Source organism: Leifsonia sp. 466MF (genome assembly GCF_900100265.1).
Classification (GTDB): domain Bacteria; phylum Actinomycetota; class Actinomycetes; order Actinomycetales; family Microbacteriaceae; genus Leifsonia.
In genome coordinates this window covers 402,995-424,932 of sequence record NZ_LT629696.1, presented here as the reverse complement: position 1 = coordinate 424,932, position 21,938 = coordinate 402,995, and the positions used below count along the sequence as shown (strand labels likewise).

At 70.7% G+C, this 21,938-nt stretch carries 19 protein-coding genes and 3 tRNA genes; 10 read left to right on the top strand and 12 right to left on the bottom strand.

Features of this window, described 5'->3' with window-relative positions:
• Nucleotides 1-42: 42 nt before the first annotated feature.
• Both BLR91_RS02045 and BLR91_RS02040 read right to left on the bottom strand, forming a co-directional pair.
• A complete protein-coding gene (locus tag BLR91_RS02045; protein WP_089877584.1) occupies nt 43-1,323 on the bottom strand; it encodes a C40 family peptidase in 1,281 nt (426 codons plus the stop codon).
• Nucleotides 1,316-2,602, bottom strand: coding sequence for a peptidoglycan DD-metalloendopeptidase family protein (locus tag BLR91_RS02040; RefSeq protein ID WP_018192135.1), 1,287 nt, complete (start codon nt 2,600-2,602; stop codon nt 1,316-1,318). The genes BLR91_RS02045 and BLR91_RS02040 overlap by 8 nt, the downstream gene beginning before the upstream one ends.
• 351 nt (nt 2,603-2,953) lie before the next feature.
• Between BLR91_RS02040 and BLR91_RS02035 the strand changes: the two genes are divergently transcribed.
• The 3 genes from BLR91_RS02035 (at nt 2,954) to BLR91_RS02025 (ending at nt 3,299) form a co-directional block, all read left to right on the top strand.
• Nucleotides 2,954-3,026 (top strand) — tRNA-Glu (locus BLR91_RS02035).
• Between the two features lie 60 nt (nt 3,027-3,086).
• A tRNA-Asp gene (locus tag BLR91_RS02030) sits at nt 3,087-3,163 on the top strand.
• A 60-nt stretch (nt 3,164-3,223) separates the two neighbouring features.
• A tRNA-Phe gene (locus BLR91_RS02025) sits at nt 3,224-3,299 on the top strand.
• A 92-nt stretch (nt 3,300-3,391) separates the two neighbouring features.
• Here BLR91_RS02025 and BLR91_RS02020 read toward each other — a convergent pair.
• Nucleotides 3,392-4,240 (bottom strand): ribokinase, encoded by an 849-nt coding sequence (locus tag BLR91_RS02020; RefSeq protein ID WP_089877587.1) that lies wholly within the window; start codon nt 4,238-4,240, stop codon nt 3,392-3,394.
• Nucleotides 4,241-4,425: 185 nt separating this feature from the next.
• Between BLR91_RS02020 and BLR91_RS02015 the strand changes: the two genes are divergently transcribed.
• Nucleotides 4,426-5,736: an MFS transporter gene (locus tag BLR91_RS02015; RefSeq protein WP_089877590.1), complete on the top strand. Its 1,311-nt coding sequence runs from the start codon at nt 4,426-4,428 to the stop codon at nt 5,734-5,736.
• On the opposite strand, the gene BLR91_RS02010 is transcribed toward BLR91_RS02015, so the two are convergent.
• Nucleotides 5,661-6,503, bottom strand: a complete 843-nt coding sequence (locus BLR91_RS02010) for a CPBP family intramembrane glutamic endopeptidase (RefSeq protein WP_231918794.1) — start codon at nt 6,501-6,503, stop codon at nt 5,661-5,663. The genes BLR91_RS02015 and BLR91_RS02010 overlap by 76 nt on opposite strands.
• A gap of 175 nt (nt 6,504-6,678) precedes the next feature.
• Nucleotides 6,679-7,824, bottom strand: a complete 1,146-nt coding sequence (locus BLR91_RS02005) for a peptidoglycan-binding domain-containing protein (RefSeq protein ID WP_089877596.1) — start codon at nt 7,822-7,824, stop codon at nt 6,679-6,681.
• A gap of 174 nt (nt 7,825-7,998) precedes the next feature.
• Here BLR91_RS02005 and BLR91_RS02000 point away from each other — a divergent pair, with 174 nt between their 5' ends.
• Nucleotides 7,999-8,337, top strand: a complete 339-nt coding sequence (locus tag BLR91_RS02000) for an antibiotic biosynthesis monooxygenase family protein (RefSeq protein ID WP_089877600.1) — start codon at nt 7,999-8,001, stop codon at nt 8,335-8,337.
• A 27-nt stretch (nt 8,338-8,364) separates the two neighbouring features.
• Here the strand turns inward: BLR91_RS02000 and BLR91_RS01995 are convergent, their stop codons facing one another.
• Nucleotides 8,365-10,260: a heavy metal translocating P-type ATPase gene (locus tag BLR91_RS01995; RefSeq protein WP_089877604.1), complete on the bottom strand. Its 1,896-nt coding sequence runs from the start codon at nt 10,258-10,260 to the stop codon at nt 8,365-8,367.
• Nucleotides 10,257-11,327, bottom strand: coding sequence for an alcohol dehydrogenase catalytic domain-containing protein (locus BLR91_RS01990; RefSeq protein WP_089877607.1), 1,071 nt, complete (start codon nt 11,325-11,327; stop codon nt 10,257-10,259). The genes BLR91_RS01995 and BLR91_RS01990 overlap by 4 nt, the downstream gene beginning before the upstream one ends.
• Nucleotides 11,328-11,474: 147 nt before the next feature.
• On the opposite strand from BLR91_RS01990, the gene BLR91_RS01985 reads away from it, so the two are divergent.
• Entirely contained in the window at nt 11,475-11,900 is a 426-nt protein-coding gene (locus tag BLR91_RS01985; protein ID WP_089877610.1) for a hypothetical protein, read from the top strand.
• The gene (locus tag BLR91_RS01980; protein WP_089877613.1) at nt 11,897-13,273 is read left to right on the top strand and encodes an MBL fold metallo-hydrolase RNA specificity domain-containing protein; all 1,377 of its coding nucleotides are present in this window, start codon (nt 11,897-11,899) and stop codon (nt 13,271-13,273) included. Before BLR91_RS01985 ends, BLR91_RS01980 begins: the two co-directional genes overlap by 4 nt.
• Here the strand turns inward: BLR91_RS01980 and mgtA are convergent.
• Both mgtA and BLR91_RS01970 read right to left on the bottom strand, forming a co-directional pair.
• On the bottom strand, nt 13,245-15,896 hold the full coding sequence (gene mgtA, locus BLR91_RS01975; RefSeq protein ID WP_089877616.1) for a magnesium-translocating P-type ATPase: 2,652 nt from the start codon (nt 15,894-15,896) through the stop codon (nt 13,245-13,247). The genes BLR91_RS01980 and mgtA overlap by 29 nt on opposite strands.
• Nucleotides 15,893-16,822: a universal stress protein gene (locus BLR91_RS01970; RefSeq protein WP_089877619.1), complete on the bottom strand. Its 930-nt coding sequence runs from the start codon at nt 16,820-16,822 to the stop codon at nt 15,893-15,895. The genes mgtA and BLR91_RS01970 overlap by 4 nt, the downstream gene beginning before the upstream one ends.
• A 153-nt stretch (nt 16,823-16,975) precedes the next feature.
• On the opposite strand from BLR91_RS01970, the gene BLR91_RS01965 reads away from it, so the two are divergent.
• Nucleotides 16,976-17,530, top strand: a complete 555-nt coding sequence (locus BLR91_RS01965) for a flavodoxin family protein (RefSeq protein WP_089877622.1) — start codon at nt 16,976-16,978, stop codon at nt 17,528-17,530.
• Between the two features lie 97 nt (nt 17,531-17,627).
• Here BLR91_RS01965 and BLR91_RS01960 read toward each other — a convergent pair whose 3' ends face one another.
• The 3 genes from BLR91_RS01960 to BLR91_RS01950 are packed head-to-tail and all read right to left on the bottom strand — an operon-like array spanning nt 17,628 to nt 19,442.
• A complete protein-coding gene (locus tag BLR91_RS01960) occupies nt 17,628-18,113 on the bottom strand; it encodes a universal stress protein (protein WP_331710728.1) in 486 nt (161 codons plus the stop codon).
• 23 nt (nt 18,114-18,136) lie between these two features.
• On the bottom strand, nt 18,137-18,556 hold the full coding sequence (locus BLR91_RS01955; protein WP_089877627.1) for a pyridoxamine 5'-phosphate oxidase family protein: 420 nt from the start codon (nt 18,554-18,556) through the stop codon (nt 18,137-18,139).
• The gene (locus BLR91_RS01950) at nt 18,543-19,442 is read right to left on the bottom strand and encodes a universal stress protein (RefSeq protein ID WP_089877630.1); all 900 of its coding nucleotides are present in this window, start codon (nt 19,440-19,442) and stop codon (nt 18,543-18,545) included. The genes BLR91_RS01955 and BLR91_RS01950 overlap by 14 nt, the downstream gene beginning before the upstream one ends.
• A gap of 157 nt (nt 19,443-19,599) precedes the next feature.
• Here BLR91_RS01950 and BLR91_RS01945 point away from each other — a divergent pair, with 157 nt between their 5' ends.
• Nucleotides 19,600-21,282 (top strand): GAF domain-containing sensor histidine kinase, encoded by a 1,683-nt coding sequence (locus BLR91_RS01945; RefSeq protein ID WP_089877632.1) that lies wholly within the window; start codon nt 19,600-19,602, stop codon nt 21,280-21,282.
• The gene (locus BLR91_RS01940; RefSeq protein WP_018192150.1) at nt 21,279-21,926 is read left to right on the top strand and encodes a response regulator; all 648 of its coding nucleotides are present in this window, start codon (nt 21,279-21,281) and stop codon (nt 21,924-21,926) included. Before BLR91_RS01945 ends, BLR91_RS01940 begins: the two co-directional genes overlap by 4 nt.
• Nucleotides 21,927-21,938: the final 12 nt, after the last annotated feature.

Sequence of the window (21,938 nt, the reverse complement as noted above, 5' to 3'; positions counted from 1 at the left end):
CGAAAAACTCCGGAGCTGTTTGCTTGGGTCGGACGGTGGGGGCTAGGCGCTGGGACGGGCCACGAGGCGCCAGGGGGAACCCCAGACGGACTGGACCTTGACGACGTCGCCCTCGGTCGGAGCGGCGATCATCATGCCGCCGCCGATGTAGATGCCGACGTGGTAGAAGTCGCCGGGACCGTCGCCCCAGAAGATCAGGTCGCCCGCCTGCTTGGCGCTGTACGAGACCAGCTGGCCCCTATCGGCGGCCGTGTAGTACTGGTTGTTCACGGAGTGGGAGCCGATGTAGACGCCGGCGTAGGCATACGCCTTCATCGTCAGCCCGGAGCAGTCGTATCCGGTGGGGCCTTCGCCGCCGAAGATGTAGGGCTTGCCGAGCTGGGCGCTGGCGTATGCGATCGCGGTGTCGACGACGTTGCCGTTCGGTGCCGCAGGGGCCGCTCCCCCACCGCCGCCCGCCGGCGCTGCACCACCCGATGAGGGCTGGTTCGCTGCCGCCGCGGCCGCTGCCGCCGCGGCAGCAGCCCGCCGAGCGGCCTCCTGCTGAGCCTTGATCTGCTCGCCCTGCAGGTACGCGGCCTCGGTCTGCGCCGAGGTGTTCTTGAGCGTCGCGAGCTGGGCGACGAGCTCGGTCGACTTCTGCTGCTGGGTGGCGAGGGCCGCCTGCGCCTTGGCCTGCGCATCCTGAGCCGCAGCCAGAGCCTTGTCGGCTTCGTCGGCCAGCGACTCGCGCTCCGTCTTGGCCGACTTCGCCTGAGCGGTCAGCGCGTCGGCGGTGTTCTTGTCCTTCGTCGCCTGCTCGTAGACGGCCTTCGACTGCTCGGTGAGCTTGCTCATCGTCCCGAGCTGGAACAGGAGCTTGTCGGCGGCGTCGCCGGATCCGCCGCCCTTGAGCATGAGGTCCGTGGTGACGTCGCCGCCGCCGGACTTCGCCAGGTGCGACGCCAGAAGGCCGGCGCGCATCTTGGAGGTCTTGGCCTTCTCGGCCGCGGCTCCCGCCTGCTTCTCCAGGTCGGCGGCGTTGGCGGTCGCCGCGTCGAGGGCGTCCTTGGCCTGGAAGTAGGCCTCCGCCGCCTTCTCCGAGGCGATGCGGGCCGCATCCACACTCGACTGGAGGTTGCCGATCAGCGACGTGATGTTGTCGATCATCGCCTGTTGGTTGGCCACGTTGTTCTTCGCCTGCTGGACGTCGTTCCACGACGGGTAGTCGACCGCCTGCGCTGGGGCGACGATGCCGATGGATGCCGTGACCGCACCCATGACCCCCGCGCCGATGGCGAGGCCGGGGCGGACGCGGCTGCTCTTCTCGTTCTCGTTAGCCAAGGGGTGCCTGCCGATCTCTCATGAACGGGATCCCATCGATCTTCTCGCCGCCGACGCGGACCTCGTAGTGGAGGTGGCAGCCGGTGGAGGCACCGGTGGTGCCGACGCGGGCGATGGGCTGGCCGGCGCCGACCTGCTGGCCGATGCCGACGAGGATGCCGCCGTTGCGGATGTGGGCGTAGCCCGTCTGGATGCCCCCGCCGTTGTCGATGAGGACGAAGTTGCCGTACGAGCCGTTCGGTCCGGCGTAGACGACGGTGCCGTCGTGAGCCGCGTAGATGGGCGCGTTGCAGGAGGCGCCGATGTCGATGCCCAGGTGGTAGGTGCTGCCGACCCCGCCCGGCGAAGGGCGTGCGCCGAAGCCGTCGGTGATCGGGCCGGCGGCGGGCACGGCCCAGCCCTGCGGTCCGACGTAGCCGCCCGGGAGGCCACCCGAGCCGCGGGCCGCAGCAGCAGCGGCGGCCGCCGCGACACCGGCTTCGTAGCCGGCGACGGTCTTGGCGGTCGCATCCTTCAGCGCCGCGAGTTGCGCCTGCATGACGACGATCTGCTTCTGCTGCTCGGCGAGCTTGTCCTGCGCCGCCTTCGCCGCCTCGATCGCTGCCTGCATCGCCGCCTCGGCGACGACGCGGAGGCGCTCGCGGTCGGCCTTGGCGACGACCGCCTGGTCGGACAGCGACTTCGCCGTGTTCTGCGCGGCCTTGGCGTCGGCGTAGACCTTGTTGGACTGCTCCACCAGCTTCGACATGCTGCCGAGGTCGGAGAGGAGCTGCTCCGGGCTCTTGGAGGTCGCGTTGTTGCCGGAGAGGAACAGGTTGGCGGTCAGATTCCGGCCACCGGTGCGGTAGAGCTGGGCGGCGAGCTTGCCAGCCTGGGCGCTCGCGTCATCCGCCTTCTTCTGACTGGCAGCGGCCTGCGACTCGAGGTCGAGGGCCTTCATGGCCGCCTGATCGAAGTTCGCCTGGGCGACCTCGAGCTCCTCGCCGCGCTTCACCGCGGCCGCCTGAGTGTCGGCCACCTCCTGCTTGAGCTGGGCGATGAGGCCGTTGATGCGATTGACCTGCGCGGAAGCGGCGGACTCGTTGGCCTTCGCGGCCTGGACGTCCTGCCAGCTGGGGTAGTTGTCCGCGTACGCCGGGGCGGAGACGGCGCCGACCGAGGCCACCACGCCGACGATCAGGGCCGCGATCGCTCGCGTCGCGCGGGCACCGATGACCGCCCGGCGGCGTGAACCGCGGGTGGTCGGGGGAACCGTTCGGCTGGTCGTTTCGCGTCTCATGGTGTTTCTCGGCCCGCTCACTTCTGCGTCGACGTCCGTCACGCGAGTCACACGCGCCCCACTGTCAACATGCGTCACTCTATCAACATGGCGATTTTCCGGCCCGGTCGGAGGCCGGAACGATGGGGGTCGGCGTGCGTCCGCACGAGCGGCCGGGGGGACCGCCTGGGTCGCAGACTATGTCGCGGCTCCGCCCCATCCCCGGATTTCGGAGTGGCGTTGCGCGAACCGGCAACGGGCCGCCGGGCGCCGACCCGCCCGGGATCCGAACCCGATTCGCATTCTCTGTCGCACTTCCGTATGCTTATGCGTCGGTGGTCATCGGAAAGCGGAAGCAATTCGAGACAATCCGGCCCCATCGTTTAGCGGCCTAGGACGCCGCCCTTTCACGGCGGTAGCACGGGTTCGAATCCCGTTGGGGTCACGCCGAACGGTGTCCACTAGTATTAATCAGCACCAGATAACTCAAAAAGCAACACACTAAGGCCCTGTAGCGCAGTTGGTTAGCGTGCCGCCCTGTCACGGCGGAGGTCGCGGGTTCAAGTCCCGTCAGGGTCGCCACGGCGACAAGCCCTTCCACTAGGAAGGGCTTCCGTCTAGGTGGATGCGCGAGCATCCCCTGGCTCTGTAGCTCAGTTGGTAGAGCGTTCGACTGAAAATCGAAAGGTCACCGGATCGATGCCGGTCGGAGCCACCAGAGAAAACCCCCGGATCCTTGAGGATGCCGGGGTTTTTCACTAGATAAGACGGAGTCGCGTCCGCCACCGCATCACGCGCGTGCGTCGTCGGTTACCGTGCCAGGTCGCCCGCATAGTCGGCCAGGTTGGCGAAAGCCGGCTGGCTTCTCTCGTCCTCCACCGCTGCCGCTCCCACCGCGCACGCTATCCCCAGGGCGTGTTCCGGGTCGACACCGGCGGTCAACGAGAGCGCAAGGGCAGCGCAGAAGGCATCACCGGCCCCGACCGTATTCACGGGCTCGGCGCGCACGGCCGGTACGCGAACCACCAGTGAGCCGTTCTCGTAGAGCGCGGCGCCGTCTCCGCCGTAGGTGACGGCCACGCGTTGCGCGTCGGCCAGCTCAGGCATGAGCGCGAATTCGGACTCGTTGACGATGAACAGATCTGCGCGACGGACCAGCTCAGCGGGAAGCGCCTGCGCAGGAGCCGCATTGACCACCAAGAAGGCAGCGGTCGAACGTGCCAGTTCGCACACCAGCCCGGTGTCGACCTCGAGCTGGGTCAGGACGACCTCGTCGTCCGCGATACGGAGACCGTTGAGAGACACCTCACTGTTCGCCCCCGGGCAGACGACGATCTGGTTCTCCCCGTGCCGATCGACAGCGATCAGCGCCGTGCCCGTCGGCTCGTCGACGATGCGTATGGCGGACACATCGACCCCGGCAGTTCGCAGCTCGTGCAGCATCCACCGCCCGTCCGCGTCATCCCCGACGGCACCGACCATCCGGACGCGCGCGCCGAGGCGGCTTGCCGCGGCAGCCTGGTTCGCCCCTTTACCTCCTGCGTCTCGATGCAGGGCAGCGTTCCCGACGGTCTCCCCCGGGGTCGGGAGGCGGTCGGCGATGGCGGTGAGGTCGACGTTGATACTGCCGACGACGACAACATCACGGAGGTCGTGCACAGAGGTGGCCTTTCGTCCTGCACGCCACGGGGGCGCTGGATTGGATGTTAGTGAGTATCCCGCCTCCCCCTGTCTCGAGCCACGTCGCTTCGGCCGGAGACCGTAGGTGGCGAGTAGCCAGGCCCACCCGATCGGGTCCATGATGCCGGGGTGACGAGGCGGGATGAACCGATCGGTCGCGGGTCATGAATCCGGCGGCTCGCCGCGTGCAGCGCGTCTACCTGACCTTGATGCTCGGCAACACGTTGGCGGCGTCATTCATCTGGGGGATCAACACCCTCTTCCTGCTCGACGCCGGGCTCTCGAACTTCGAGGCGTTCGCCGCGAACGCGTTCTTCACCGCCGGGATGGTGATCTTCGAGATCCCGACGGGCGTCGTCGCCGACACGGTCGGGCGCAAGGCGTCCTATCTGCTGGGCACGATCACGCTGTCGGTGACCACCGGTCTGTACTGGATGCTGTGGCTCTGGCACGCGCCGTTCGTCTGGTGGGCGATCGTGTCGGCGCTGCTCGGTCTCGGCTTCACGTTCTTCTCGGGCGCGGTGGACGCCTGGCTCGTCGACGCCCTGGCGTTCGCCAAGTACACCGGGAGCCTGGAGGCCGTGTTCGGCCGCGGCCTGGTCGTCACGGGGATCTCGATGTTCGCCGGGTCGGTTCTCGGCGGGATCATCGCCCAGGCGACGAATCTCGGCGTGCCGTTCCTGCTGCGAGCCGGCGTGCTGGTCGTCATGCTGGTGTTCGCCGCCATCGTGATGAAAGACCTCGGCTTCACACCCGACCACTCGATGGGCCCGGTCGCGGCAACCAGGAACGTGCTGAAGCAGTCGATCGATCACGGGCTGCGCAAACGGTCGGTGCGCTGGGTGATCCTGTCCGCGCCGTTCGCCTCCGGCGTCGGCATCTACGCCTTCTACGCGCTGCAGCCGTATCTGCTGGAACTCTACGGCGACAAGACCGCGTACTCGATCGCCGGGCTCGCCGCCGCCATCCTGTCGCTTGCGCAGGTCGCGGGCGGGGTGCTCGCCCCGCGCATCCGCCGTCTGTTCGCGAAGCGCACGACGACAGTCATCGGGGCATCTCTGACGAGCATCCTGATCCTCGTGGCGCTGGGGGTGACCAGCCTCTTCTGGCTCGCCGTCGCCCTGCTGGTGATCTGGGGTTTCGTGTTCGCGGTGGCCGGCCCGGTTCGCCAGGCCTATCTGAACGACATGATCCCCTCGAAGCAGCGCGCGACCGTGCTGTCGTTCGACTCGCTGTTCGGCAGCCTCGGCGGGGTGTTCATCCAACCGGCGCTCGGACGCGCGGCCGACCTCTGGGGCTACGGCACGTCGCTCGTCATCGGCGGAGTGGTCGAGCTGATCGGAATCCCGTTCCTGTTCGCCAGCCGGCGCCAGAACGACCCGGCGGACACCAAGACGGTTCAGACGGACCCGGAACCGGTCGAGCCGGGGACTGCGGCACCCGATCCTGGCGCCTCCGGCCCGCGGCCATCCTGAGCTCTGCGTGCGGCCAGCTCGCGATCCTGCTTCTCGTCCGCTCCCGCGATGACCCAGTACACGACGGCGAGCGCGAGGATGCCGATGACGGGCGTCAGGAAGGTCGCGAACGGCACGCCGAGCGGCGCGTGCCCGACCGCGAACACCGACACATCCCAGAGCCCGTGCAACAGCATGGCCCAGATCAGGGATCCGGTCACCCGCCGCACGATGTAGAACGCCGTCCCGGAGGCGAAGGCGAGACCGACCTGCGCCAGCGTCCCGCCGAGCGGGGCTCCGAGCGCCGCGTTGGCGAGGTGCATCACGCCGAACAGGACGCTGGACAGGAACCAGGCCCACCCCTCGCGCAGCCGCGAGCGGAACGCTGTGAGCACGAGGCCGCGTGTCATCAGCTCCTCGTTGAAGCCCACCAGGACACCGAGTGCGACGAGAGCGAAGAGGAAGGAGGCGTCGAACTTCGACCAGTCCGTCGTGACGATGTTCACCACCGCCACGACCGCCATCAGGATCGGGACGAAGATGGGCCAGACGTGACGAGAGCGTTTGCGCTCGAACAGCGCTGGCCGCCACCAGCCGAGCAGCGACGTGGTGACCGCGAGCAAGAGCGCAGCGACGGCCAGGTCGACGACCGCGCCCCTCCAGGTCTCCCCGGCGGAGGCACCGATCCTGGTGTAGGGCACACCCATCAGAGCGCTGACGACGAAGACCACCACGACGTAGCCGGCCCAGATCAGGAACCCCATCCACAGCCGAGGCTGGATTCGCATGCGTTCTTACCTTTCCCCAGGGGATGAGAACAGCCGAAAGTGGTGCGAAGAGCCCCGCGCGGATCCGGATGTCCGGCCCGGGTGTTAGACATCTTTCTTGGCTAGCAATCGCCTGTCAACGCCATCGTCGGGATTGCTGCGGGTCTTGTCGGCCCGGGGAAGTGACTGGGCTTCGTCAGGGAGACGGCGTCGGAGTCGCGCTCGGAGCCTGTTGCGCCTGCTGCGCCTGCGCGAGCGCCTTGTCGAAGGCGCTGATCGTTGCGGCATCCACCGTTCCGGTCGCCTCGACTCCGAGCTTCGTCTGGAACGCCTGCAGGGACTCCGTCAGCGCGGGAGTCCAGACGCCGTCGACCGGGCCGCTCCAGAAGCCTGCGAGCTTCAGCGTCTGCTGGAGGGCGGCGGTGCTGGCCGTGTTCGTCTGCGCGGCGGCGCCACCGAGGGCGAGGAGCGTGGCATCCAGCGCTGCGGCAGTCGCCTTGTCGACCGTTCCTGTCACCGGCAGGCCGCTCACGGTCTGGAGCTCTTCGACGGCCGCGACGGTCTGCGGACCGTATACGCCGTCGATCGCGCCCGAGTAGTAGCCGGCGGCGGCGAGACTCTGCTGCAGTTCGGTCACGTAGCGGCTGACGGCCGCGGAGGCCTCCTGGGCCTGAGCGTCGGGAATGCAGCCGGCCTGCGAGAACAGCTGCAGCCAGGAGAACTCGAGAGCGACCGCCGCACTGTTGAACTGCTCCGAAGCGGCCACGAGGGTGGTCTGGTCCGTGATGGCGGACTGAGCGGCGGCGAACTCCGCGTCAGCCTGCTTCACACGATCGACGGTCGCGCTGGGGACGAGCGGGGTCGCTGTCGGCTGCGGAGTCGCATCGCCCTCCGGGGTGCCGGAGGACTCCCCTCGCGCCTGGTCGAGGGCGGTTCGGGCGGCGACGAGCTCCTGTTCGGCCGTCGCGAGTTCCTGGTGAGCCTCGACGGCCGCTTCCGCGCCATCGAACGCGGAGGATCTGGGCTTGGCCAGATCGGAGCCCGCATCCTTCACGTCGCCCACAGTCGGAGCGGTCTGCGTGAGGATGTCGCCGTACCGGTCGAGAGCTTCGATGTACGTCTTACTCGCCTGGCAGAACTCCTGCGAAGCCGCATCCGCCGCCGCCCGTGCTTCCTTCACCGCCTTCTCTTTCGCGGTGACCTGCGCCTGAGCACGATCGACAGGGCTCACTTCGCCCGAACATCCCGAAAACGCGAACGCCGCGACGGCGACGAGCGCACCCACCGCCACTCGCACCTGCAGGGGACGCCGGTCGCTGTGCTGCCTCGGCTCGTTCACCATCGCGCGATCCTCTGCTCCCTGTTCGCGGCGGCCCGTCCACGTTGGCGAGGCCGGCCAGCCACACGGTAGCTGCGGCCGAGGACGCGTGGATATACAGCGGGCTGGAGAGGCGATCCTGGTTCGAGTCACGGGCCGATCGTGATTGCTAGCATCATCGCGACGAAGGAGTTGCCCATGTACACGTCGACCTTCATCTTCGAGGCGAAGCCCTACGACGACGACTTCCACCGGCTGAACGACGAGATCGCGGAGCGCGCCCGCGCCATCCCCGGCTTCCTCGGCGAGGAGGCGTGGAGCAACGAGGAGACCGGCCTGCACGCGGAGGTCTACTACTGGGAGACGCGCGAGGCCCTGCAGCAGCTCATCGGCATGGACACGCACCGCGAGGCCAAGCGGCTGCACGACCGGTGGATCGGCGCCTACCGCATCGTCATCGCCGAGGTCGTCGGCACCTACGGTCAGCCCGGGCTGGGTCTGGAGCACGTGCCGGCTGCGAGTACTGACGCAGCGTGAGGGGACGCCGGCCGCTCACGTCCCGGATCACACCTGCGCCGGCGCGCCGCCGGTGACGACGGGCACCCGCACACCCCGGGGCACCCGCGCCGCACGCAGCGCGGCCAGGATCGTCGCGAGATCGACGGCCTCCTGCAGCAAGGCACCGACGATCGCCGGGATGACGCCGAAGGCCGCGATCAGCATCAACACAACGGAGGCGGCGATGCCGAGCCAGATGCTCTGCAGCGCGATGCGGACGGTTCGACGCGAGATGGCGAGCGCATCCACGACGCCGCCGATGTCGTCGACCAGCAGGACGACGTCCGCCGACTCGCTCGCCGCGGTCGCCCCCTTCGCACCCATGGCGACGCCGACGTCCGCGCGGGCGAGCACAGGGGCGTCGTTCACCCCGTCGCCCACCATCACGACCGGGCGCTCGGTGATCTCGGCGACCCTGCGCACCTTGTCCGCGGGCAGGCACTCGGCGCGATACCGGCTGATCCCCAGCGCCGCAGCGGTGTGGGCGGCGGTCTCCTCCGCGTCGCCGGTCAACAGTTCGATGTCCGTGACACCGAGCTCTCGCAGTCCACGCAGAGTGGCCGACGCATTCGGTCGCGGCGGATCGGCTTCGAGGAGGACCCCGGCGTAGGCGTCGTCGATCGTGACATAGACGGCCAGCTCGCCCGGGCCGATCTCCGCACGCGGAGTGTCCGGTGCGAAGGAGCGCGCGAAGGCGAGCTTCCCCACCGCCACTCGGCGCCCGTCCACCTCGGCCAGGACACCGTTGGTGGCGTGCTCCTCGGCCGACGCGACCTCCCGCAGGGCGATCGAGCGCTGCTCGGCCGCCTGGACCACGGACGCCGCGAGCACGTGGGAGGAGTACTGCTCCGCACTCGCGGTCAGGGCGAGCAGCTCGGTCGCATCGACGCCGGGCGCCGGACGCACCTCGCGGAGCACCGGGCGGCCCGTCGTCAGCGTCCCCGTCTTGTCGAACACCACCGTGCGGGCGCGCGCCAGGGTCTCGAACACCGACCCGGTGCGGACCAGGATGCCGGAGTGCGCCGCCCGGCTCATCCCGCCGATGAACGCGACCGGGGCCGCGATGAGGAGCGGACACGGCGTCGCGAGGACGAGCACCTCTGCGAACCGCACCGGGTCGCCGCTGACCGCCCAGGCGACCCCCGCCAGGAGCAGCGAGAACACCGTGAACGGGACGGCGAACCGGTCGGCGAGGCGGACCACGCGCGGTCTGCTCCCGGCCGCCTGCGCGACGAGCGCCACGATCTGCTGGTACTGACTGTCCGAAGCGACGGCCGTCGCGCGCAGCCGTACGGCCTCGGCTCCGTTGATGCTGCCGCTGAGGATGTCGTCGCCCGGCGAGCGGTCGACGGGAAGGCTCTCGCCGGTGAGCGACGAGAGGTCGAACGCGGCGGCATCGAGCAGCACCCCATCCACCGGCACCACCTCGGCCGGGCGGACCAGCAGGATGTCACCGACGCGCACATCCCCGACCGGCACGTCCTCTATGCGGTCGCCCGCGAAGCGGTGCGCCGACCGCGGCTCCCGCCGCAGCAGCGCATCCAACTCGTGCCTCGCCCGCCGGTTCGCGTAGTCCTCGAGCGCCTCGCCCCCGCTGAGCATGAGGACGACGACGAGCGCAGCCGCCACCTCCCCCACGGCCACCGTCGCGACGATCGCGACGACCGCAAGGAGGTCGACGCCCAACCCGCCGGAAGCCAGGGTTCGAAGCATCCGGACGGTGTAACCCACGGCGACCGCGATGGCGTACAGGCCGGCGGTCCACTGCGCGGCGGCCACCGCCCCTGCCAGGAACAGCGCGAGCGAGACGACGCCGACCAGGAGCGTGAGCGTGATCACGCGGTAGCGGAGCGCGGCCCGGATCAGCCTCCTGCTGCCGGGCCGAGGCTCAGCGATGCTCATTCCCGCGCGATCGCCGCAGCGGAGTCGTCTGCGGGCGACTCGACCGGGAGTCCGGAGTCGTAGACGAAGACGAGCCGCGCCGGCACCTGGCCGGAGAGCACCTCCGCGACCGCCTCGTTGACATCGGCGATGTCGCGGCGGGCCGCGACTACGCGCGTGCGCCCCGCGGCGTGGAGGGCGAACACCTCGACCAGATCCTGCCGGGTCCCGACGATGGAACCGATGACCGAGATGCCCTTGAGCACAGTGTCGAAGACCGGGATGGTCAGGGTGCCGTCGGCCGGGAGGGAGACAAGCACCAGGCGGCCGCCGCGGTTGAGCGACTGGAAGGCTTGGTCGAACACGCGGGGCGCGACCGCGAGCACGATGGCGACGTCCACGCCGCCGAGGTGCCGGATGACCTCCACCGGGTCGACTTCGGCCGCGTTGACGGCGTGGTCGGCGCCCAACTGGACTGCCAGATCCAGCTTCTCCTCTGTGACGTCCACGGCGAAGACCTGGGCGCCGACCAGGCGCGCGTACTGCACGGCGAGGTGACCGAGACCGCCGATGCCGAAGACGGCGACGCGCTCCCCCGGAACCACCCGCGCGGCCTTCACGGCGGCATAGGTCGTGACGCCCGCACAGGTGAGCGGGGCGGCATCCAGCGGGGACACATCGTCCGGCACCGGCACAGCGAACCGCGCCTCGGCGACGGCGTACTCGGCGTACCCGCCGTCGACGGAGTAACCGGTGTTGTGCTGTGCCTCGCACAGGTTCTCGCGGCCATCGATGCAGTAGCGGCACTCGCCGCACGCGTAGCCGAGCCACGGGAGCGCGACCCGCTGCCCCACCTCGCGGGTGGTGACGCCGTCGCCGAGGCGCTCCACGATCCCGACGCCCTCGTGGCCCGGGACGAACGGCAGAGCGGGCTTGACCGGCCAGTCGCCGTCGATGGCGTGGATGTCGGTGTGACACAGTCCGCACGCCTCCAGGCGCACCAGGATTTGGCCGGGGCCGGGGGTGGGGATCGGACGGTCTTCGAGGGTGAGCAACTCGCGGTACTGGCTCACGACGGCTGCGCGCATGGGCGGCTCCTTTCGGTATGCCGCCAGTGTGCTGCGCCCCCACCACCGGGCGTCGGGCCGAAGGTCCCGCGATGCCGCCATGGGCCTTTGGACCCTGAACGCCCGGCTCGGTCGCGCTCATCCTGGGGAGGAGAGTTCGGAGGAGTCATGAAACGCTGGATCCGCATCGTCCTGACCGTCCTGACGGCCGCCGTCGGCCTGAGTGCCGTCGCCGGGGGTCTCGCCCTCATCATCGGCGGGGCGACCACGACGACGGGAGCGGGAGCAGTACCCGACCGCGCCTACCTCGGCGGGAGCCCGTTCACCTCGTACGTGGCGCCGGGCGTCATCCTCGCGGTCATCGTGGGAGGCACGCACCTGCTCGCCTCCGTGATGGTCGGCCGGCAATCCGACGCCGGCGCGTTCGCGGCCGCGGTGGCAGCGTTCGGGCTGCTCATCTGGATCTTCGTGCAGATGATGTTCATCCCGTTCAGCCCGCTGCAGGCGATCTACTTCGCCGCCGGTCTCGCCGAGCTGGGCCTCGTCCTCCTCGGCCTCGGCCTGTTCGGGCGGCGCCGCCCGGTCACCTCGTGAGCGCGTCCCTGCGGTTCCTGGGCGCCACCGACACGGTCACCGGCTCCCGGTATCTCATCGAGCACGACGGCAGGCGCGTCCTCATAGACTGCGGGCTGTTCCAGGGCTACAAGCATCTGCGGGAGCGCAACTGGCGGCCGTTCCCCGTCGAACCGGCGAGTGTGGATGCGGTCGTGGTCACGCACGCGCACCTGGACCACACGGGCTACCTTCCCGCGCTGGTGCGGGACGGCTTCCGGGGTCGCATCCACTCGACGATGGGGACGGCGGAGCTGAGCCGGCTCATCCTCCCGGACAGCGGGCGGCTGCTCCAGGAGCAGGCGGCGTACGCCGACCGGCACCACACCTCCCGGCACACCCCGCCGCGCGCGCTCTACACCGAGCAGGACGCCCTGGCCGCGCTGGAGCGGTTCGACCCGCACCCGTTCGCGCAGTCCTTCACGCTCGACGGGATGACGATCCGGTTCGTGCCCGCCGGGCACATCCTCGGCGCCGCCCAGGTGCTGGTGACCACCGACGCCGGGCGCCTGCACTTCACCGGCGACCTCGGGCGCGTGGACGATCCGCTGATGCGGCCGCCTGCACCGCTGGAGGAGACGGATGTGCTCGTCTCCGAGTCGACGTACGGCGACCGCATCCACTCGCGGGTGGACGCGGAGGACGCGCTCGGCCGGATCGTCACGGACGTCTGCCGCGGTGGCGGGGTCGTGCTGCTGCCGGCGTTCGCCGTGGGCCGCGCCGAGACCCTGCTGCTGCACCTGAGCCGCCTGCGCGCCCACGGCCGCATCCCCGAGGTGCCGATCTTCCTGAACAGCCCGATGGCGGTCGACGCCTCCGAGATCTACGCGCGCCACCCCGAGGAGCACCGGATCCCCCGCGACGAGTTCGCCGCTATGTACCGTCTGGCGACCCTCGTGCGCACGGTGGACGACTCGAAGCTCCTCAATCTGCGCGGTGGGCCCGCGATCATCATCTCCGCCAGCGGGATGCTCGAGGGCGGCCGCATCCTCCACCACGTCGAGGCGTACGGCGGCGATCCGCGCAACGCCATCGTGCTGACCGGCTTCCAGGCCGGGGGAACCCGCGGCGCGGCCCTGCAGCGCGGTGAGCGCACGCTCCGCATCCACGGGCGCGACATCCCGATCCGGGCGCGCGTGCACACGCTCGACATGCTCTCGGCCCACGCCGACGCCCAGCAGATCGTCGAGTGGATGTCGTCTGCGCCGACCGCGCCCGCCGCGGTGTACCTGACCCACGGCGAGCCGGATGCCGCCGATCAGCTGCGCCTCCGCCTCCGACGCTCGCTCGGCTGGGAGGCCCGCGTTCCCGAGTTCGGGGAGACCGTCAGCGCGACTGCGGCGACCGCGCCGTGAACCGCGCCGCCCGCCGGGCGACCCGGTGGCGGTACGCGCGGGCCCGCACCGGCGCCTCCGGCGAACGGGACAGGCGCGCGTAGTACCAGACCTTCGCCAGCTCGACCAGGACGAGGTAGGCGACGACCATCCCGGCCAGCGCCAGCACGAACACCGCCGGCAACGGGGTGAAGCCGAGCACTCCGGCGAGTGGCGAGTACGGCAGCCAGGTGCCGATCGCAACGACCGCCAGCACCGAGAGCACGAGCGGACGCGACGGCCGGCTGCGCAGGAACGGGACGCGCCGCGTGCGCACGGCGAACACGATCAGGGTCTGCGTCGCGATCGACTCGATGAACCAGCCGGACCGGAACTCCGGCGGGGCCGCGTTCAGGGCGAACAGCATCAGCGCGAAAGTGGCGAAGTCGAACAGCGAGCTGATCGGCCCGAACAGCAGCATGAAGCGACGGATCGCGGGGATGTCCCAGTGCGCCGGCGCACGCAGCTGCTCGGCATCCACGTGGTCGGTCGGGATGGCGAGCTGGCTGGAGTCGTAGAGCAGGTTGTTCAGAAGGATCTGCCCGGGCAGCATCGGCAGGAACGGCAGCGCGATGGACGCGACGGAGGCGCTGAACATGTTGCCGAAGTTGCTGGAGGTGCCCATGAGCACGTACTTGATCGTGTTCGCGAAGATGCGGCGGCCCTCGGTCACCCCGTCGGCGAGGACGTCGAGGTCTTTCTCCAGGAGGAGCACGTCCGCAGCGTCCTTCGCGACGTCGACCGCCGAGTCGACGGAGATGCCCACGTCGGCGCGGTGCAGGGCGAGCGCGTCGTTGACCCCATCCCCGAGGAACCCGACGGCGCGGCCCTTGCGGCGGAGGGCGAGCACGATCCGCGCCTTCTGCTCGGGCGACACGCGCGCGAAGATCGTGGTCGCGCGGGCCGCGTCGATCAGGGCACGGTCGTCGAGCGCATCCACTTCGTCGCCGGTGAGTGTGCCGCGCCGAACCATGCCGAGCCGGTCGCAGACCCGCTCGGCCACGGTCGCGCTGTCGCCGGTAGCGATCTTCACCTCGACCCCCAGCGCGGTCAGGCGCGCGAGGGAGGCCGCGGCATCGGGACGCACGGCGTCCGCGAACACCAGGAAGCCGCCGACCGCGAGGCCGTGCTCCGCAGAGTCGTCGAGCCCGGTCAGCCCGGGGGCCGGGCGGGAGGCGACGACCACGACGCGCGCCCCTGTCGCGTAGAGCTCCGCGAGCTCCGCTGCCACGGCGTCCCCCGATCCGGTGCACAACGGGAGCACCGACTCCGGCGCACCCTTCACGACGACGATCGGATCGGAGCCCGCCGCGGCGACCAGGGTCGTGCACCGGCGGCGCTCGTGGTCGAACGGGCGCACGGCGAGGCGACGGTACGCGCCGACCGGCGCATCCGCCGCTCCGGGAGCGTCGAGCAGTGCCGCGTCGAGCGGGGTCAGGCCGACGGCGTCCGCCCCCGCCGCCCGGTTCGCGAGCGGATCGGCGTCGACCGCGAGCAGGGCGAGAAGGAGGAGCTCGTCCGCCGAGACGCCGTCGACCGGCACGGCCCGGTCGAAGGCGATCCTCCCGGTCGTCAGCGTTCCCGTCTTGTCGGTGACGAGGAGGTCGAGGTCGCCGAGATCCTCGATGCACACCATCCGCTTCACCAGCACACGACGTCGAGCGAGGGCGCGCGACCCGGCCGCCAGGCTGGTGCTCACCACGGCGGGAAGCAGCTGCGGGGTGATCCCGACAGCGATGGCGAGCGAGAACAGCAGGGACTCGATGATCGGCCGGCCGAGGAGCAGCGCCGCGATGAAGATCACCGACGAGAGGATGAGCGCGACGGCGAGCAGGAACATCGAGAACCGGCCGAGCCCGCGCTGGAACTCGGTCTGCGGATTCTGGACGCCCAGGCCGACCGCGATCCGGCCAAACTCGGTCTCCCCCGCCGTCGCGACGACCACGCCGACACCGCTGCCCGCGTGCACGATCGTCCCCATCAGGGCGGACGACGAGAGGTCGCCGATGCCCGCCCCGCGAGCGACGGGTTCGACGGACTTCGCGACCGAGGCCGCCTCCCCCGTGACGATGCTCTCGTCGCATTCGAGTCCGGTCGCCTCGATCAGCCGCAGATCGGCGGGTACGACCGTCCCGACCGACAGCACGACGACGTCGCCGCGGACAAGCTCGGTCACATCCACGGAGCTGCGGACGCCGCCGCGCACGGCGACGACCGCATGACGCAGCCGGTCGTGCAGGGCGTCGGCGGCCCGCTCAGCGCGGAACTCGTTCACGAAACCCAGGCCGATGCTGATCAGCAGGATGACGGCGATGATCGCCGCTTCCGCCCGCTCCCCGACCACAGCGGACACCGCAGCCGTGGCGAAGAGGAGAAGCAGGATGGGGCTGCGCACCTGACGCCAGAGCACCAGCCACGGGCGGGCACGGTGGCCGCGCACCGCGTTCGGGCCGAAGCGCTCCAGGCGCGCGGCCGCCTCGGCGTCGCTCAGCCCGGTGGCGGAGGATTCGACCGCCGCCAGCACCGCCTCGACGGACTCAGCGGCGCTCTCGCGCACAGTGCTCAGGGCCGGCGGCTCGGAGACCGTCGCTGCCGGGTGGCTCACCGGCGTCCGGCTTTCTCCGCGCCGGCGTGCGCACGACGCACGACGACGACGGGGGTACGGACGTTGAGCAGGATGTCGTGGCCGACCGAGCCCAGCATCAGCCGCTGCATCCCGTGCCGGTCGTGCGTGCCGATGACCAGCATGCGCGCCCCGTCGGCCTCGGCGACGAGCCCGCGCGACGGCGCCGTGTCGAGGACGTCGGTGAAGACGGTGACTCCGGGATGCCGTTCCTTGGCGAGGGCGGCGGCCTCCGCGGCGACGCGCTCGCGGCGGTCTCCGAGAGAGATCTCCGGGACGAGGCCGGCCAGCAGGGGGTTTGCGACGTATCCCGCGCAGGCGACCGTCAGCGGCTCGCCGAGCGTCTCCGCCTCGGCCGCCGCGAACTCCACGGCGGACTCCGTCTGCAGCTCGCCGTCCACCCCGACGACGACTCCGCTCCCGGTCTCGACCCAGCCATGGGGGACGGCGGCGACCGGGCACTCCGCCACGGCCGCCACCCGGACGGCGAGCGATCCGGCGAAGGCCCTGCGGCGGTCCGCCTCGGCCGGGGTGCCGATCACGAGCAGGTCCGCATCCCGCGAGACCGCAGCGAGCTCCGGACCGATGTGGCCGTAGCAGTAGCGCGTGCTCACCTCGATGTCGGCGCCCTCCGGAGCGGACGTGGCGGCAGCCCCGGCGGCGACCGGCCGACGCTGCAGCACCTCGCGTGCGTGGTGCAGGGCGATCTGCTTCTCGGCATCCAGCAGTGACGTGACCGCCAGGACGAGCAGTCGGCTCGGTTCTTCGGTGTTGTCGCCCCAGGCGCGCTCGATCACGTGGACCAGTTCGAGACGGGCTCCGTCGCGCGCGGCCCGCGCAGCCGCCCAGTCGAGGGCGGCCCGGTGATCCGGCTCCCCGTCGACAGCGACCATGATCGTGTAGGACATCGCGACCTCTTTCCCTGGATCCCGGATTCCTTCCGGATGACGACACTTCCGACGATGCCCGCAGCGCACCGGTCGCCGTAGAGCCGAAGGTCCCGCCCTCCCACGTGACTTTCGGCCCTGCTCGCCCGCGCATGCCGGCGGGACACTGCGGGTATGAACCAGACACCTCCCGTCGCCCGGGCGACCATCATCTACGAGTCCATGTTCGGCAGCACCCACGCGGTGGCCGACGCGATCGCCGACGGGCTGCGCTCTGCGGCGACCGTCACCGTCCTCCCCGTGAAGGATGCGCCGGAGTCGTTCCCCGACGTCGACCTGGTCGTCATCGGGGCGCCCACCCACGCCCACGGCCTGAGCAGACCGGCCACCCGCACGGAGGCGGGCGCCTGGGCAGACGATCCCGGGCGTCAGCTGACCCTCGAACCGGACGCCGAGGGGATCGGCGTACGCGAGTGGCTGGACAGCCTCGCAGAGGCTCCCGCACGGTTCGCGGCGTTCGGCACCCGCGCCGACATGACGGAGCTCTTCACCGGGTCGGCCGCACACAGCATCGAGAAGCGGCTCCAGAAGCTCGGATCACGGCGTTTCGTGGAACGGCAGAGCTTCCTCGTCGACAAGGACAGTGTGCTCGAGCCGGGTCAGCTGGAGCTCGCCCGCGACTGGGGGCGGACGCTGGCGACCGAGCTCCAGGCCCCGGCGCTCCGCTGAGTGCGACGCAACCGGGAACACGGAACCCCTGCGGCCGTTCGGGTCGGCCGCAGGGGTTCCGCGCATCGCGGTGGCTGCGCGTCCGTACCGCCGGGCGTCAGTGCCGGCCGGCTCCCTCGGCCCCGTGGATGACGAGCACCGGGCAATCGGCGTGCTCCACGCACGAGCGCGAGACGGAACCGAGGAGCAGCCCGGTGAAGCCGCCCAGGCCGCGGCTGCCGACGATCAGCATCTCCGCGTCCTCGGACTCGGCGATCAGCTGCCGCGCGGCCGAACCGTTGCGGATCACCTTCGAGTACCAGGATGGCGGCGTCTGCCCGAAGACCTCCTCCGCCGCCTGGTCGGCGATCGAGTGCGCGTCCGCCTCCGGCGACCACCCGTCCATCACGTACCCGGGCCACGACTGGGGGAACTCCCACACCGTCACTCCGGCCAACGTGCATCCGAGCCGCTCGGCCATCCGCGCCCCGCGGCGCAGCGCCGAGAGCGAGGACGCCGACCCGTCGACCCCGACGACGATGCGACCACCGGGGCGGATGAAATCCTCCGACTCCGTGGCGACGGATTCGTTCCGATCGGACATGTGCGCGTTCCCTTCCGTGTTCGTCACCAGCGCTCGGGCTCCGCCGAACGGCGGAATCGCCGACCGCTCAGTGCGGTGATGTCGATGTGGATGTACCGGTACTTGAGCGTGGGCACCCACGGCTGCAGGGGCGCACGGTCGGCCTCGTCGATCTCGGCCTGGTGCTCGAGTTGCCGGGCAGGGCCGTGGGCGACGACGCTCCACGCCTCCTCGTCCGTGTAGCCGTCGGTCTCGAACGCGACGGCACTGTGCACGGTGAGTTCGAGGAGCTTGGTGCCCGGCGCGGTGCGGATGAGGATGCTGTCCCCGTCCGAGTAGTAGTTGACGGGGAAGATGTCGACCTCCCCTCCGACCGCTGTGGCGAGACGTCCGAGCACGCCCTGCTTCAGCAGCTCGCGGCACTCGGCCCTGTCCAGTTCCTGGACGGGTTCATCGGACGACATGGGCTTCCCCTTCCGGTTCCGGCGCCGTCGAGACCGCCGGCGGAGCGTGGACGACGATGGTGGGCGACGACACGTTGAGCAGGACGTCGTAGGCGACCGACCCGAGCCCTCCGGGCTGAGCCTGCTCCCGCCGGGAGTCGCCGACGACGAGCACCTCGGCGCTGCGGGCGATGTCGTTGAGGGCGGCGCCGGGCGGCCGCCGCACCACCCGGCTGCGGATCGTGATGCCCGGCTGACGACGGCGGATGCGCTCGACGGCCCCCGCGAGAAGGGTGCGCGCCTCGTCGTCATGGTGGGTGATCACCTCGGCTTCCGCATCCCGTCGATCGGCACCGGCGGAGGGCCCGGAGGACCGCACCGCGGTCAGCTCGCAGTTGTGGTCGCAGGCCAGGTCCGCTGCCACGTCGAGCGCGGCGGTGCCGGCCGCGCTGTCATCGACGCCCACCACGACGCCACGACGCAGGCGAGACTCGGTGTCGGGGACGATCGCGACAGGGCCGACCGCCAGGTTCGCCAGCTGCAGGCTGCGGGAGCCGAACGCCCGGCCGTAGTGGAAACCGGTCTTGTGCGTGCCGACGACCAGCATCGTCTCCGCATCGCCGAGGGAGGCGAGGACGGCCATCGGGCTGCCCCTCCGCAACTCGGCCCTCAGGCCGGCGGTCCCCTGCAGCGATCGCGCGTACGCGACCTCGTCGTCGAGCAGCCGGCGAGCGCCGGCGTCGACCTCGTCGATGAGTTCGGCGCCGACGGCCCCCCATTCGTCGTCGGCGACGTGCGCCAGAGTGACCTCGGCGCCATCCTGCCGGGCGTGGCCGATGGCCCAGCGGATCGCCGCTCTCGACGGCAATGAACCGTCGACGCCGACGATGTATCTGCGGATCTCCATTCGGGTACCTCCGCTTCCACTGTCGCGCGCCGGGTACCGCCGCCATGGGTCCTTGGTCCCGCGGGATGTACCTGTCTCGGCGTGCTGGCTAGAATCGCCCGGGAGGCGCCCGGCCGGGCGCGCCGCGCCTCGATGCCGCGAAGGGCGGGTGAAAGACATGTCGGGCGACGACCCCATCACCTTTCCCGACGCCCCTCGCGGGGAACTCGACAACGCGCTGGCGCAGCTCGTGGATCAGGCGGGCAAGGTGCTGCAGACGCAGGGGCGGCTGCGTGCTCTCGTCCGCGCGAACCGGGCCGTCGTGTCCCACCTCGAGCTGCCGGTGGTGCTGCGGACGATCGCGGAGGCGGCCGTCGATCTCGTCGGCGCCCGCTACGGCGCGCTCGGCGTCATCGCCGAGGGCGGTGGGCTCGAGCAGTTCATCCATGTCGGGATGGCGCCGGAGGACGTCCACCGCATCGGCCACCTCCCGGAAGGCCACGGGCTGCTGGGCGCCCTGATCGACGACCCGCGACCCATCCGGCTCGGCTCCATCGCCGGCGACTCCCGCTCGGCCGGCTTCCCCGCGGGTCACCCACCGATGACGGCCTTCCTCGGTGTCCCGATCACCGTGCGCGACACCGTCTACGGCAACCTGTACCTCACCGACCCGGAATCCGGCGAGTTCACCGAGGACGACGAGCAGCTCGTCAAGGCGCTGGCGGCGAACGCCGGCTTCGCGATCGACAACGCGCGCCTGTACGCGGAATCCCGCTCGCGTCAGGCGTGGGCGGCGGCGACAGCGGAACTGACGGCGTCGATCCTGGGCGGTGAGACCGCGGACGCGTTCGGCGAGTTGGTGGATCGTTCGGGCACCCTGCTCGGCGCACGCGCGTCGTTCGTGCTGCAGCAGGAAGACGGCTCCCTCCCCCGGATCAGCGCGGCAGACGACGCCGACCAGCTCCTCGCCCAGGTCGTGGCGGGTGCGGAGCAGGTGCGGAGCGCCCTGGAGGGCATGCAGCCCACGCGTCTCGGAGGTCTCGCCGGCGCCGATTCCGACGGTGTTCCGGATGCGGGCCCGGTGCTGGTGGCGCCCTTCGCGCTCCTGGACGGCCGGACGGCGGCGCTGGTCGCCGTGCGGGAGGGCGGCGCCGCCGGATTCAGTGCGTTCGACCTCGAACGCGCCACCGCCTTCGCCCGCCAAGCGGGGTTGGCGATCGAGCTGGCCGCCGGCCGCGCGGACCGTCAACGGGCCCTGCTGCTCGAAGAACGGGCACGCATCGCGCGCGACCTCCACGACCACGTCATCCAGCAGCTGTTCGGCGCCGGGATCGAATTGCAGAGCGTCGAGTCGCTGCTCGGTCCCGGAGCCGTCGCCGACCGGATCGAGGGAGCCGTGACCTCCATCGACCAGGCCATCGCCGAGATCCGGACCGCGATCTTCGCGCTCTCGCACAACCAGGGTTCGACGGGGAGCCTCCGTCATCGGCTGCTCGACATCGTCCACGAGGTGGGCGGGGGGCTCCCTGTGCCGGCCACCGTCTCCTTCAGCGGGCCGGTGGATGTCGTGTCCGAGCCGCAGCTGGCCGACGACCTCGCCGCGTTCGTCCGCGAAGGGCTGACGAATGTGGTGCGTCACGCGAGCGCCCGGACCGCGTCGGTCGCCGTGACGGCCTCGGCGGATGAGATCACGGCGATCGTCGCCGATGACGGCACCGGGCTGGGCGACACGACCAGGCGGAGCGGCCTCGGCAATCTCGCCGAACGAGCTCGCCTGCGGGGCGGTGAGTTCGACATCGACTCGAACGATCGCGGAACGCGTCTGCGGCTCCGCCTCCCCGTCTCGGAGGAAGCCCTATGACGTCTCAGCCGATCCGCGTCTTCCTCGCCGACGACCACGAGATCGTGCGCCGTGGGCTCGCGGCGCTCATCGACGCCCAGGACGACCTGGAGGTGGTCGGCGAGGCGGCGACGGCCGCGCAGGCGCGCTCGCGCATCCTCGCCGTCCGGCCCGATGTCGCGGTGCTCGACGTGCGGCTCCCCGACGGGAGCGGCATCGACGTCTGCCGACGGGTCAAGCAGGAGGACCCCGGCATCCGCTGCCTCATGCTCACGGCGTACGACGACGAGGACGCCCTGCGCGCCGCGCTGATCGCCGGAGCCGACGGATACGTCATCAAGGACATCCGCGGCAGCTCGCTGCTCGACGACATCCGCGCGGCCGCCCGGGGCAAGAAGCTCATCGACCCGCGGATCGCCTCCCGCGTGGCCTCCCAGCTGCGGGAGCCGGCCGACGACCCGCGCTTCGCGTCCCTCGGCCTCCGCGAGCGCCAGGTGCTCGCGCTCATCGCCGACGGGTTCACCAACCGGCAGATCGGCGAACGGCTGGGCCTGGCGGAGAAGACGGTGAAGAACTACGTCAGCTCCCTGCTGGCGAAACTGGGGCTCGAACGGCGGACGCAGGCCGCCGTCCTGCAGCTCGAGCACCGCCACTCCGGGCACTGACCGGCCGTCGAC